The organism is Zestomonas ipomoeae (assembly GCF_057128665.1).
Map to the genome: position 1 here is coordinate 26,606 of NZ_JBSKHQ010000014.1, position 13,023 is coordinate 39,628.

Sequence of the window (13,023 nt, forward strand, 5' to 3'; positions counted from 1 at the left end):
TCGGCTGACTGGCCGGGCCGAGGGTCAGGGCTGTTGCTGGGCGGCCAGTTCGCTCTGCGCGTACTGCGGCGAACGCGGGCCGAGCAGCAGGCCGCGATGGCCGCCGGTGCTCAGCAGGCGCTGGCTGGCGATGCCGGCGACTTCGTGGCCGCGGTCGCTGAGGGTGTTGATGACCTGCTCGATGGCCGCGGTGATCAGCATGCCGACCAGGCCGCCGTTGTTGTTGTTCTGGTTTTCCGCCGTGCTGGCCCGTGCGCTGCCTTCCCAGAGCAGACGGCCGCTGCGCAAATCCACCAGCTTGGCGTTGGCGGTCACCGCGACCTCGCTGGCGATCAGCTTGTAGCTGGCGCCGTACTCGGTGACTTCGATATAGAGCGCGGCATCGGCACCGAAGATCTCGTGCAGCTTGGCCGGCGGCACGCTCTGCATCTCGTCGGCGTTCGTCAGCCCGTTCTGGCGGAAGGTCTCGTCCACCACGGCCACCGGCAGCACGTAGTAGCCGGCCTCGGCGAGGGGGAAGGTGACATGGGACAGCACGCTGTAGGAGGCCTTGACGTCCGGCGAGGTATTCACCGGCGGCAGCACCAGGATCGACGCCGGCTTGCTCTCGCGAAAGGCGCTGTAGTCGTAGGGCGCGGGCGGGGTGACGCAGCCGCCGAGCAGAACGGCGCAGAGCACCGGCAACAGCAGGCGCAGGGGATTGAAACGCATCATGACCTCTTACTTCTCGGCGTTGCGCAGCAACAAGTCCATGTAGGCGGCGGACTCGGGGAACAGGGTTTTCTCGGTCTCGAACTGCTGGCGCACCTGGTCGGCCTTGCCGACCTCGGCGTAGAGCATGCCGAGGTGGGCATGGAAGCCCGGCGGCAGCGCTTCGCCCTTGGCCCGGGCCTGCTGCAGGCTGGCTTCGAGCACGGCGATCTGCGCCTGCGGGTCGCTGGTTTCACCCTGGAAGTGCTCATAGACCTGCTGCTGGTAGCCGTCCCAGTGATACAGCGTCTTGGGTTGTGCGGCACAGCCGGTCAGCAACGCGCCGGCCGCGGCCAGCAAGGCGGGGTACTTCATGTTCGCGCGTCCCTTCATCAGTTGCCGGCCGGCCGCCAGGCGCCGCTGTCGATGCCGTTGACCAGGTTGTTCACCGCCTCGCGAATGGCCAGGTCGAGTACCTTGCCGTTGAGCGTCGAGTCGTAGCTGGCGGTGCCGCCGAAACCGATGACTTCGCGGTTGGACAGGCTGTACTCGCCGGCGCCCTGGGAGGAGAAGACGACTTCCGAGGTGTTCACGTTGACGATGTTCAGGTTGACCTTGGCGTAGGCGACCTGGGTCTTGCCGCGGCCGAGAATGCCGAACAGCTGGTGGTCGCCGACTTCCTTGCGGCCGAACTCGGTGACGTCGCCGGTCACCACGTAGTCGGCGCCGCGCAGTTGCTGGTGCTTGTTGGCGATGGCGCTTTCCTGCTGGATTTCGCTGAGGTTGTCGCGATCCAGCACGTTGAAGCGGTTGGACTGCTGCAAGTGGGTGATCAGGATGGTCTTGGCCTGGCCGCCGAGGCGATCCACGCCATCGGAAAACAGCCCGCGCATGTAGCTGGAGCGGTTATCGAACTTGCCCACGGAAATCGGGCTGCGGGTGCCCTGGTAGGTGCTTTGCGCGGAGTTCACCTTGGCGACCTCGAGGGTGCGCGACTGTTCGGTGGCGCAACCGGCGAGCAGGGCGGAGATGCCGAGCAGGGCGAGAAGCAGGATGTTTCGCATGAAGAAGATGTCCTTTCTAGGGGTGATCGGCGCGAGGGGAGGCATGACCCTGGGGCCGGCAGCACGCCGTGGCCCGGCCATGGCGTTGCTGCGAGGGGGCGAGAGTCTACAAAGCGCGTCGCGGTATAGCCAGTGGCCAGCCAGGCCGCCGGTCCGGTACCGACGTCCGGTTGGCGGCGGCCAGCGGCGCTCAGGTGCGGAACTGCCCGACCAGTTGCTGCAGCTCGTTGCCCAGGCGCGCCAGCTCGGCGCTGGAGCCGGCGGTCTGCTGGCTGGATGCGGCGCTCTGCTCGCCGATGTCACGCACGCGGGTGACGCTTTCGTTGATGGCTTCGGCGACCGCGCTCTGTTCTTCGGCGGCGGCGGCGATCTGCTGGTTCATCTGCTCGATGGTCGATACCGCCTGGGTGATGCGGCCCAGCGCCTCGCCCGCTTCGTCGGCCAGCTCGACGCTGCGCTGGGTCAGGCTGCGGCTACCGTCCATCTGCACCGCGGCGTCGCTGGCGACTTTCTGCAACTGGCCGATCAGCGACTCGATCTCGCCGGCGGATTCCTGGGTGCGCCGGGCCAGGGCCCGCACTTCGTCGGCGACCACGGCGAAGCCGCGGCCCTGATCGCCGGCGCGCGCGGCTTCGATGGCAGCATTGAGCGCCAGCAGGTTGGTCTGCTCGGCAACGCTCTTGATCACATCGAGCACACTGCCGATGCGCTGGCTTTCTTCCCGGAGCTGGTTCATGGCATTCGTCGTGCCCTCCATCGCATCGGCCAGACGACCGATCTGCCCGGCGGCATCGCGCACCACCGCATCCCCCTGGCGCGCTTCGTCGTCGGCCTGGCGCGCGGCCGCGGAGGCCTGCTCCGCGTTGCGCGCGACCTCCTGCACGGTGGCGGCCATTTCGTGCATGGCGGTGGCGGTCTGTTCGGTCTCCAGTTTCTGGGTCTGGACCCCGGCGCTGGTCTGGGCGGTGATGGTCGACAGCTGTTCGGCCGCGCTGGCGATCTGGCTGACGCTGCCGCCGATCCGTCCGACCAGGTTGCGCAGGCTGACGGTCATGCTCTGCATGGCCGCCAGCAGTTGGCCCAGTTCGTCCTGCCGGTCCTGTTGCACGTCCTGGGTCAGGTCGCCTTCGGCGATGCGCCGGGCAATCGCCACGGTCTGCCGCAACGGGCCGACGATCAGCCGGGAGATCAGCCAGGCCGCGCAGAGCCCCAGCAGCACCGCCGCTGCGCCCATGCCGCCGAGCAGCAGGAAGGCGCGCGTGCTGCCGTCGCGCATCGCCTGCTCCTCCCGGGCCTGGGCTTGTTCGGCCTGGGCGATCACCGCCCGCGCCTGTTCGATCATCGCCTGCTCGTTGCTCAGGTTGGCGACGTGCATCTGTTGGTAGTTCTCGAAGGACTGCTGGTACGTCGCGAGGGCCTGCAGCGCGGTTTCGATGGTGCGTTTCTGCTCGTCGTTGAGCCAGACCATCAGGCTGCGGGCCACGCCCTGGAGGTCGTCGTTGACCTCGCGCCAGCTCTGCAGCGCCTCTTGGGAGCCGTCGATGATGTACAGGCTTTCGTTGCCGCGCAGGTCGAGCATGCGCTTGCTCAGGCCCGAGGCGGTTTCCGCCAGGGTCAGGGGATCGCTGCCCCGCAGGTTGTCGCCGGCCAGGCGCAGTTCGCGGACCGCGTCGTACATGTCCAGCTCCACCACCTCGAACTGATCGCGTGCTTCGGCCGCCGCCGTGGCCATCTGTTCGCGCGCGGCGCGAGCCTTGCCCAGCTGTTCGACGAAGCGCTCGAACTGTTCCAGGTAGCGCGTGCCGGCCTGCTCCATGTCTTCCAGCTCGCGCCGCTGGGCATCGCTCGCCGTGCTGCCGATCATGCCGCGCAACTGGGCAAAGACGCCGTTCAGGCGTTCGCGCACCTGGGTCGCCGAGCTGGCGCTCCGGCTCAGGGCGAAGTCCTTCTCGAAGTTGCGGGCCTGGAGGATCTGCGCGTTGATGGCGGCCAACTGCGCCGATTGCACATGACGCCGGTATACCGCATCGACGGCGTAGAAGCCGGTCACGACCATCGCGACGGTCAGCAACAGCACCAGGCCGAAGCCCAGCAGTAGCTTCTTGCCCACGGCAAGGTTGGCGAACAGGCGGGAGGCTGCGTGCAACATCGAGAGAGCTCCTTATTCTTATATCCGCGCAAGACGGCAAGGCGAGGCAGGAACCCCGGACTTCGCAATCCGTGTGCCAGCGCAGGTAAAGATAGACGCCGCCGGGCTCGCCGCTGGGGTTCGCAGTGGCTATCGGCGGAAAACGGCTGCTTCTTGAGTGGCTTTTGGCGGAACGCCGCCATGGGCCGACCCTGGAGAGGTCCGGCCCTGATCATGTGCGGACGCGCCGCGCCTGCCCGACGCCGGCGGAGCTACTTGCGCAGGCCCCAGAACTGCTCGGCGAGCAGGTGCAGTTGTTCTGCCAGTTCGGCGAGCTGGCCGGCGCTGGCGCGGCTGCGGCCGCTGGCGGCCACCGTGCACTCGCCGGCCTGGCGGATGCCGTGGAGGTTGCGCTGGATGTCGTCGCCGACAGCGCTCTGTTCTTCCACCGCGCTGGCGATCTGCAGGTTCATGTCGGTGATCTGGCTGACCTGGCGGGTGATGCCGTCCAGCGCCTGGTTGGCCTGCTCGGCATGGTCGGCGCTGGCCTGGGTCTGCTGGCGGCTGTTGGCCATGGCCGTCACCGCCTGCCCGGCGCTGTGCTGCAGGTTGTCGACGATGCCCTGGATCTCGGCGGTGGATTGCTGGGTACGCTGGGCCAGTGCCCGCACCTCGTCGGCTACCACCGCGAAACCACGCCCGGCCTCGCCGGCGCGGGCGGCTTCGATGGCCGCGTTGAGGGCCAGCAGGTTGGTCTGCTCGGCGATGCCCTGGATCACCGCCAGCACTTGGTTGACGTTCTCGCTGCGCTCGGCCAACTGGCGCACCGCGTCGTGGCTGGCATGCATTTCCTCGGCGAGCGCGGCGATCAGCCGCAGGGTGTGCTCCACCAGTTGCCGTCCGCTGGCGGTGGCCATGTCCGCTTCGCTGGCGGCGCTGGCGCTCAGTTGGGCATGCCGCGCCACCTCCTGCACGCTGGCCGCCATCTGGCTGACCGCGCTGACCACCTGGTCGGTCTCCGCCTGTTGTTGCTGCGAGGCCTGGTTACTGCTGTCGACGGCGGCGGCCAGGTCCGCCGAGTTGCTGCGCAGTTGCCGTGCCGAGTCGCTGATGCGGCCAACCATGGCGCCGGCTTCTGCCTCGAGGCTGTGCAGCGCGAAGGCGATCTGGCCGAAGACATCGCGCCGGCCGGTATAGAGCACCTGGCTGAGCGGGTTGTCGGCGATGCGCCGGGCGTGCTCGGCCAATTGCACCAAGGGCCGCAGGGCATGGTGGATGACTGCGGCGAGCAGCAGGGCGAGGGCGATGGCGCCACCCAGCAGCGGCAGCCAGGGCAGTCCGGCGAGCAGCGCCAGCAGGGCGGCGCCGGCCACCACGCCGCCAGCGCACGCCAGGCTCAGCCGCAGGGCCAGCGACAGCCGTGGTGCGCGCAGGGCGCGTGGCACCCCTCCGGCGGCGAGCTGTGCGTAGAGGCGTTCGGCGGCCTGGGCCTTGGCGGGCTCGGCCTGGGTGCGTACCGACTGGTATTCGAGAATCTCGCCGTTGCGCCGCATCGGCGTGACATAGGCGCTGACCCAGTAGTGGTCGCCGTTCTTGCAGCGGTTCTTCACCAGCCCCATCCATGACCGCCCGGCCTTGAGCGTCTGCCACAGGTGGGCGAAGGCCGCCGACGGCATCTGCGGATGGCGCACGATGTTGTGGCTATGGCCCAGCAGCTCATCGGCGGCGAAGCCGCTGATGCGGCAGAAGTCCGGGTTCACATAGGTGATGCGGCCCTTGAGATCGGTGATGGAAAGAATGTTGTCGCGCGCGCCGACGGGGATTTCACGGCCGCTGATCGGTAGGTTGGTCTTCATGGGGTGCCCTTTCGGTCGCCTGAGGAGGCGGCGACGCGTCGAGCAGGCACCAGAGGCCCTCGAAGCAGTCTTCGCCGCTGAATAGTCGTTGCAGGTCGCGGGGTGGGCGCGGTCGGCTGAACCAGTAGCCCTGGCCGAACGCGCAGGCTTGCCCGGCGAGGAAGTCGAGGTGCTCCTGGCGCTCCACGCCCTCGGCGACCACGGTCATGCCGAGGCTGTGACCGAGGCCGATGATGGCCCGGCTGATGGCCACGGACTCGGTGTCCTGCGGAATGCCGCAGATGAAGCTCTTGTCCACCTTGAGCATGTGCAGAGGAAAGCGCTTGAGGTAGCCAAGGGAGGAGTAGCCGGTGCCGAAGTCGTCCAGCGCCAGCTGGATGCCCAGGCTGGCCAGCTCCCGCAGACAGGCGAGGGTCTGGGCGCAGTCCTGCATCAACTGGCTTTCGGTGATCTCCAGCACCAGGCTGGTGGGTGGCAGGCCGGTTTCCCGCAGGATGTCGGCGACCCGCGCGGCGAAGTCGGCCTGGGCCAACTGGCGGCTGGACAGGTTCACCGAGCAGCGCAGGAGGCGCTGCCCGGCCTGCTGCCAGGCGCGCACCTGGGTGCAGGCCTGGTGAAGCACCCAGTCACCCACCGCGAGGATTTCCCCGGACTCCTCCAGGCAGCCGATGAACTCCTGCGGGGCGACCAGTTGCTCGTCCCGCTGCCAGCGCAACAGTGCCTCCACCGCCACCAGGTAGGGCTGGCCATGGTCGAGCCGACAGATCGGCTGGTAGTAGAGGCGGAACTGCTGCCGAGCCAGCGCCTGCCCCAGGGCGTTCTGCAGCTCCAGCTGGCGGTGCGCGCTGGCCTGCAGTTCGCTGCTGTAGTGGGCGAACTGCGCCTTGCCGGCCTCCTTGGCGCGATACAGCGCCAGGTCCGCAGCCTGCAGGGCATCGTGGCTCGTGCCTTCCAGCGCGGAAATGCCGATGCTGGCGCTGACCGCCAGGGTCTGCTCCTGGATGTGCAGCGGCTGGCGCAGGCTGTCGAGCATGCGCTGGGCGACCCGCTCGGCGTCGCCCATGCAGGCCAGATCGTCGAGCAGGGCGACGAATTCGTCGCCGCCGAAGCGAATCAGGTGGTCGCCCGGCCGCAGGCAGTGGCTGAGGCGCTCGGCCACCGCCACCAGCACCTGGTCGCCGATCGGGTGGCCGAGGCTGTCGTTGATCAGCTTGAAACGGTCCAGGTCGATGAACAGCAGGCCGGCCTTGCGCGCGCCGGGCCGCTGCTGGCGCTCCACGGCGCGCTGCAGCAACTCGTTCAGGCGGGTGCGGTTGGCCAGGCCGGTGAGCGGGTGGTGGCGCGCGGCGTGGCGCAACTGCTCCTGGGCGGCTCGGCGTTCGCTGATATCCGATTGCGAGCCGGCCAGGCGGTGTATGCCGTCGTCGTCCTCGCCGGCCACGGCGCGCACCAGTACCCACAGGTAGCAGCCGTCGCGCTGGCGCAGGCGATATTCGTGGCGCAGCGACGGGGTGATGCCGGCCAAGTGGGCGTCGATGGCCTGGCGCAGGCCCGGCAGGTCATCCGGATGCACGCGGGAGAACCAGCTCTCGCTGGTGGTGCCCAAGCTGTCCCGCTCCAGCCCGAGCATGCCGGCCCAGCGTTCCGAGACGTACAACCGGTCCTGCTCCACCTGCCACTCCCAGATGCCGTCGTTCGCCCCTCGCACGGCACGGGCATAGCGCGCCTGGCTTTCTTCCAGGGCCTGGTGCTGGGCGCTGCTGTAGGTATCCAGGGATAGCGAGATATCGAAGCAGACGGCCTTGAGCAGGCTGCCCAGACAGGCGGCCTGGGCAGACGAGCCGAGCAGTTCGTCGAGCATTTCCTGCAGGTAGAGGCGATAGGCCCCCATGTACCACTTGAGATCGACCCCGGCCCGCTGGTGCACCCAGCCGATGCGTAGCCGGTCGAGCACATAGTCCCGGTCGTAGGGCCCGCGCCACAGCCGGTGGTAGTACGCCAGCTGGCTGTGCTTGAGGTGCGCGGTGGCGACCGGATCGTCCAGCAGCCCCGCCGGGCCGGGAAACTGGGCCAGATGGCTGTAGAGCTTGTCGATGAAGCGCCGCTGGGCGGCCTCCATTCGCGGCGCGAACTGCGCCAGCCGCTCGCCGTCCTCGGGCAGCCAGTCGAGAAAGCTCAGGCGCTGGAGGATCTCCTCCCGGTTGAGCCCGGTGCGCTGCAGCAGCCGGCGGAATTCTTGTTCGTTGTCCATCGCCGGCGGTCTCCGGTTGTCCCTGTCTCCAGGCTGCGGCGCAGGCTTGGAGGGGTGGCTACTGGCCATTAATGCTGGAGTAGCGGCAACGGGAGAGTGTTGACCGGCGTCATCTTCTAGGTGATAGAGGTGCAGATTCCGCTGGGTGGGGGCGCTAGTGGCCAGCGCTGATGCATAGTCTGCTATCTGCGCTGATCAGTTGACGGGGTTATATCGATGGACTTCTACCTCAAGGCTCAGGAGTAGAAGCCGACGGTTTCCTTGAGTTGGTTGGCGAATCCATAGATTTCGTCCAGAGAGCTAAGGGGGTAGCGGGTTTCGTTCTTGTCCTTGTCGAACAGCCCGATGTACTTCTGGCTTCGGTTGAAATGGAGTCGACAGATGGGTTTGCGATTATTGTCGTCTAGCAGAATGCCGAAGTAGCTCTGCGTATCTCTTTGGATAATGCGCTTGGCGTCAACCACCGTACGCACGATGGCCTTCACGATGTGAAAGCCTTCTTGCTCTTCGAGCGTAGTGACTATTTTGTCTTCCGGCTCGGCCGCTTTCTTCTCGGCGATATCTGCGGCGTTTGCCGCAGCATAGGTAGGCTGCACCGCTCCGCTGATGGCCGACTTCAAGCGATCATTGATCTGGTCGTTGAGGAACTGTGCGACTGCCTTTCTGGTGAGTTCGCTGAACTGCTCCCGCACTTTCTGCGTGATCATTCCTTCGTATACCCGTGAAGCGAACAACTTGACGAAGTCGTCGTCAGGCTTGCTGAACTGAGAGGCAATCTCTCTCTTGATTTGGCTCACATATTTCAACTCGCCGGCCGCACTGATGATGGAGTCGACATCGAAGGCGGATTTGGTCAGTTTGCTCAATTCCGGAATGGCATATTCATCGATATCAAGCAGGTCTAGTTCAAGAAAGGGTTTTTCGTCCATCTTGTTGGGCGCGTCCAAGTCTGTGAAGAACTTATAAATCTGCCCGTTCGTGAGAATGGAGATACGTGCGCTGGTGGTATGAAAATATCGAAACAATTGAGAAGCGTGATTGATGTTCAATGGCTCGCCAATCTTCTTGCACTCTATGAGTATTTGAATTTGGCCCTCTTTTCGGATGGCGTAATCAATCTTTTCGCCCTTCTTGGTTCCAATATCGCAAATGTATTCGGGGGTCACTTCAGTCGGATCGAATACGTCGTAACCCAGAACCATATTGATGAAGGGCATGACGAAGGCGTTCTTGGTCGCCTCTTCGGTTTTTATAGCCGAGGCTTGTTGGCGTATTTTGCTGGAGAGGCTGTTGAGTTTCTCGATGAGGTCCATATCGGCTCCTTGCTGGCTGTCTCGTCCGTTGGTCTGGCGAAGGGCGTGCCTGCGCCTCTGGGCATGTTCCGAGAGTAGCAGTGCGATAGCTGTTAGCCAGTTTGGCTGGATGCTATCGCCCAACCGGTGATCGATCGCTTCGTCCACAGTGGTTGAGCGCACTGCCGTTGGTCCGGCGGCGTTCGCCAGCTCCGCCAGGCTGCTAAGTTGGGCGATGCACAGGGATGTTGCTCGCCGGCTTGGAGGCTGTTCCGCGTTTTCCCACTGGTCGCTTCCCTCTGCTGGCACCTGCGGACGCTTGCGTTCGTCTCGTGCCCGGCTGTCCGCGCACGCGGACAGCGATTTCTCCAAACCAGCGGGAGAAGCGCCATGAAGACCCTACTTACCCTGCCCATCGCCGCCGCCGCCGTGCTGCTGTCGTCGACCCTGGTCGACCGCCAGGGCCAGCCGCTGGCGGCCCCAGCCGTCGAACGGCTGGCCTACGCCGGCCACGGCAAGCTGTTCGACCCATCGCTGAAGGAACTCAAGCTCGACCAGGACGCCATCGCCGCCTTGCAGGACGCGATGATGAACGAGGTGCTCAAATCCGGCGTGGAGCCGCCGAAGGACAAGCTGGAGGCCATCGACAAGGCCCGGCAGTGGCTTGCCTCCCAGCAGCTCGAGGTCGGCGAAGCGGCTTCGCTGAAGAGCGCGGTGATCGCTGCCTTCCTGCAGGACGCGCCGGCAAAACTGGCGGCGCGCCTGGCCTGGCGCAACGCCGCGCTGATCGACTTCTACTGGAATCGCTATCCCAAGCTGACCCTGCGACCGGAGATCATCGAGCTGCTCAAGCGCCTGGACTTCTTCGACCCGGCCCCGGGTGACAACCCGTACATTGCCGATTGCCGCGCGCACCGGGTGCCGATCCCGCCGGACTGGGCGGAAAGCGGCACGGCCTGGCAGTACCAGGGCACGCTGTCGCGCAACCTGCTATCGCCGGGCGACTATGCGGCGGTCTGGACCTACAGCGACCCGGTGGAGCGCGGCGCCTGCATCGCCCTGCCGCGCGGTAGCGGCGCGCCGGGCTCGCCCGCCGGCATCATCTGCCAGAGCGCCAGCACCGGGCACGCCTGCTTCTGGGACAACAAGCTGAGCAGCGTCAGCCCGGAACAGTTCATCGGCTGGAAGGACCAACGCCTGGCGATCGCCGACCTGAAGAACGGCTCCAACCTCAATGCCGCCTGCACCGGTTGCCACCGGGGCACCAACGTCTACCTGATCTCGCCCGACGACCCGACCTGGGCCAAGGTGCTGCGCGGTCCGCTGTCCGGGCCCCGCACCGGTACCTTCACCACCCAGGTGGAAGCGTCCAGCGACTACCGCTACATGCACTACCGCTACATTCCCATCAGCACCCTGCCGGAGCGGGTTGGCTGGCAGAACACCTACCTGCCCGAGCCGGGCTGTGCCGGTACCTGCCATGAGCCGCCGAGCACGCCGGCGGCCCCGCCGATGCCACCGGCCTGCGCGTTGCTGCCCGGCGGTTGCTACGGCACGCCCTGAGCCCTGCGGGGCCATCGGTGCTGGCGCGCGGGCGCCGGCTCTGTGCGCCCTCGTCCGGCGGACGGCGGCGTTGCGCGATACGCGCCCTTCGCCGGGGAGTACAATGGCCGCCCTTTACTCCAGTCGGCCCTTGCCATGTCAGATTCCGTGCGCCTGTCCAAACGTCTTGCCGAACTGCTGTCCTGCTCTCGGCGCGAGGCGGAGCTGTATATCCAGGGCGGCTGGGTCTCCGTCGACGGGCAGGTGGTGGAGGAGCCGCAGTTCAAGGTCGACGGACAAAAGATCGAACTGCATGCCGACGCCACGGCGGCGCCGCTACCCCCGGTGACTTTGCTGCTGCACCTGCCGGCGGGCGCCGAGCCGAGCGAGGCCGAGGCGCTGCTGGGGCCGGGCAGCCAGTGGGCCGACGACGGTTCGGGCATTCGTCCGCTCAAGGGGCATTTTTTGCGCCTGACCCAGACCACGCCGATCGAGCCCTATGCCAGCGGCCTGGTGGTCTTCACCCAGGACTGGCGCACCCTGCGCAAGCTCACCGAGGATGCCGCCAAGCTCGAACAGGAGTACGTGGTCGAGGTCAGCGGCGAGCTGGTGGCCCATGGCCTCAAGCGCCTGAATCACGGGCTCAGCTACAACGGCCGGCCGCTGCCGCCCTGCAAGGTCAGCTGGCAGAGCGAAAACCGCCTGCGCTTCGCGCTGAAGAATCCACTGCCCGGCCAGATCGCCCACATGTGTACCAGCGTCGGTCTCAAGGTGCTGGCCATCAAGCGCATCCGCATCGGCGGCGTGCCGATGGCCAAGCTGCCGGCCGGCCAGTGGCGCTACCTGGCGCCAAACGAACGTTTCTAGGTTCTCCCGCCCCGCGAAGGCCAGGCCAGGCACCGCGGGCACCTTGCGCGCAGAGCCCAACCACCGCGCGCCGCTGCCGGCGCCCACTCGAACAAGGATTCCCCATGCTCAACAACGATGTCCTGCGCAGCCTGCGCTACACCCTGGCCGCCACCGATGCCCAGATGGCCGAGATCGCTCGGCTGGCCGGGTGCTCGCTGGCCGAGGCCGACATGTCCGCCTATCTGAGAAAGGACGACGAGGCCGGCTTTCAGCCCTGCGGTGACGAGGCGATGGCGTATTTCCTCGACGGCCTGGTGCTGCACAAGCGCGGCAAGGACGAAAGCCTGCCGGTGCGCGCCATCGAGCTGCCGGTGACCAATAACAGGGTGCTGAAGAAACTGCGCGTGGCCTTCGAGTTGAAGGAAGACGACCTGCACGGCATCTTGCAGGCGGCGGACTTCCCGGTTTCCAAGCCGGAGCTGAGCGCCCTGTTCCGCAAGCCCGGGCACAGCAACTACCGCGCCTGCGGCGATCAGCTGCTGCGCAATTTCCTCAAGGGCCTGGCCCTGCGCGAGCGGCCGTAACTCGCGCCTCAGCCGGCCATGCCGCTGGGCCGGCTCTTCCACAGCAGGTAGCCGCCCCAGATCAGCGCCAGCAGCATCAGCAGGCGGCCGAGGCTGAGGCAGGCCAGGGCCAGGCCTTGGTCGTGGGCAATCAGACCGGTCTCGGTCAGCAGGTATTCCCAGTCGTGGAAGCCGTAGGGCGAAGAGTGACCGAAGTTGCCGCCGACCAGCGGCAACTGGCCGGCGCGGGCGTCGGCCATGTAGGGCGCGATATCCAGGAAGTTCTGGCCGAACCACCAGAAGCACAGGCTGGCGCCGAAGGTGTCGCGTTGGCGCAACAGGGCGAGCAGGGCGATCAGTGGCATCAGCAACTGGCCCAGGGTGCCGCCGAGGGAGCCGATGAACTGGCCGAAGATGCCGAAGACCACGTGCCCGGCCTCATGGAAGGGCAGGTTGACGTTGTGCAGGAAACCCGGCGAGTCGCCCAGGCTGGCAATGCTGTCGAGGATGAAGGTGAGGCTCCAGAGCACGAACAGCGCCCAGAGCAGCGCGCGCCCGTACCAGAAGGCCTCGCCGGCGGGCGGTGTCAGCAGGCGCTGGCGCAGCCGGGCGGCCAGCGACGGCACCGCTTCGTTTTCCGCCAGGGCTTCGGCCACCGCCGCCTGGCGTTCGAGGTATTGCGCGTACTTGCTGAACACGATGCCGCAGTGCGGGCAGTCGGGTCGGTGCAGATCACACGGTTGCTGGCACTTGGGGCATTGCACTGCTTGCCTCCTTTTCTGCTGGCC

General features: G+C 66.5%; 11 protein-coding genes. 3 read left to right on the forward strand and 8 right to left on the reverse strand.

Annotated elements, in window-relative coordinates; genetic code table 11:
- Positions 1-24: 24 nt before the first annotated feature.
- The 7 genes from ACWKV7_RS15540 to ACWKV7_RS15575 form a co-directional block, all read right to left on the reverse strand.
- Positions 25-711, reverse strand: coding sequence for a DUF799 domain-containing protein (locus ACWKV7_RS15540; RefSeq protein WP_483858593.1), 687 nt, complete (start codon positions 709-711; stop codon positions 25-27).
- Positions 712-720: 9 nt separating this feature from the next.
- Positions 721-1,065, reverse strand: coding sequence for a DUF4810 domain-containing protein (locus tag ACWKV7_RS15545; RefSeq protein ID WP_483858594.1), 345 nt, complete (start codon positions 1,063-1,065; stop codon positions 721-723).
- Positions 1,066-1,082: 17 nt separating this feature from the next.
- On the reverse strand, positions 1,083-1,754 hold the full coding sequence (locus ACWKV7_RS15550; RefSeq protein WP_483858595.1) for a CsgG/HfaB family protein: 672 nt from the start codon (positions 1,752-1,754) through the stop codon (positions 1,083-1,085).
- A gap of 190 nt (positions 1,755-1,944) precedes the next feature.
- The gene (locus tag ACWKV7_RS23760) at positions 1,945-3,900 is read right to left on the reverse strand and encodes a methyl-accepting chemotaxis protein (RefSeq protein ID WP_487249221.1); all 1,956 of its coding nucleotides are present in this window, start codon (positions 3,898-3,900) and stop codon (positions 1,945-1,947) included.
- A gap of 254 nt (positions 3,901-4,154) precedes the next feature.
- The gene (locus tag ACWKV7_RS15565; protein WP_483858596.1) at positions 4,155-5,738 is read right to left on the reverse strand and encodes a methyl-accepting chemotaxis protein; all 1,584 of its coding nucleotides are present in this window, start codon (positions 5,736-5,738) and stop codon (positions 4,155-4,157) included.
- Positions 5,707-7,989: an EAL domain-containing protein gene (locus ACWKV7_RS15570; RefSeq protein ID WP_483858597.1), complete on the reverse strand. Its 2,283-nt coding sequence runs from the start codon at positions 7,987-7,989 to the stop codon at positions 5,707-5,709. Before ACWKV7_RS15570 ends, ACWKV7_RS15565 begins: the two co-directional genes overlap by 32 nt.
- Positions 7,990-8,225: 236 nt before the next feature.
- The gene (locus ACWKV7_RS15575) at positions 8,226-9,302 is read right to left on the reverse strand and encodes a type I restriction endonuclease (RefSeq protein ID WP_483858691.1); all 1,077 of its coding nucleotides are present in this window, start codon (positions 9,300-9,302) and stop codon (positions 8,226-8,228) included.
- 369 nt (positions 9,303-9,671) lie between these two features.
- On the opposite strand from ACWKV7_RS15575, the gene ACWKV7_RS15580 reads away from it, so the two are divergent.
- From ACWKV7_RS15580 to ACWKV7_RS15590, 3 genes are all read left to right on the forward strand, one after another.
- Positions 9,672-10,844, forward strand: a complete 1,173-nt coding sequence (locus ACWKV7_RS15580; protein WP_483858598.1) for a hypothetical protein — start codon at positions 9,672-9,674, stop codon at positions 10,842-10,844.
- 135 nt (positions 10,845-10,979) lie between these two features.
- Positions 10,980-11,690: an rRNA pseudouridine synthase gene (locus tag ACWKV7_RS15585; RefSeq protein WP_483858599.1), complete on the forward strand. Its 711-nt coding sequence runs from the start codon at positions 10,980-10,982 to the stop codon at positions 11,688-11,690.
- Positions 11,691-11,794: 104 nt separating this feature from the next.
- Positions 11,795-12,256 (forward strand): YehS family protein, encoded by a 462-nt coding sequence (locus ACWKV7_RS15590; protein WP_483858600.1) that lies wholly within the window; start codon positions 11,795-11,797, stop codon positions 12,254-12,256.
- A gap of 8 nt (positions 12,257-12,264) precedes the next feature.
- Here ACWKV7_RS15590 and ACWKV7_RS15595 read toward each other — a convergent pair whose 3' ends face one another.
- On the reverse strand, positions 12,265-12,999 hold the full coding sequence (locus ACWKV7_RS15595; RefSeq protein ID WP_483858601.1) for a hypothetical protein: 735 nt from the start codon (positions 12,997-12,999) through the stop codon (positions 12,265-12,267).
- Positions 13,000-13,023 lie beyond the last annotated feature (24 nt).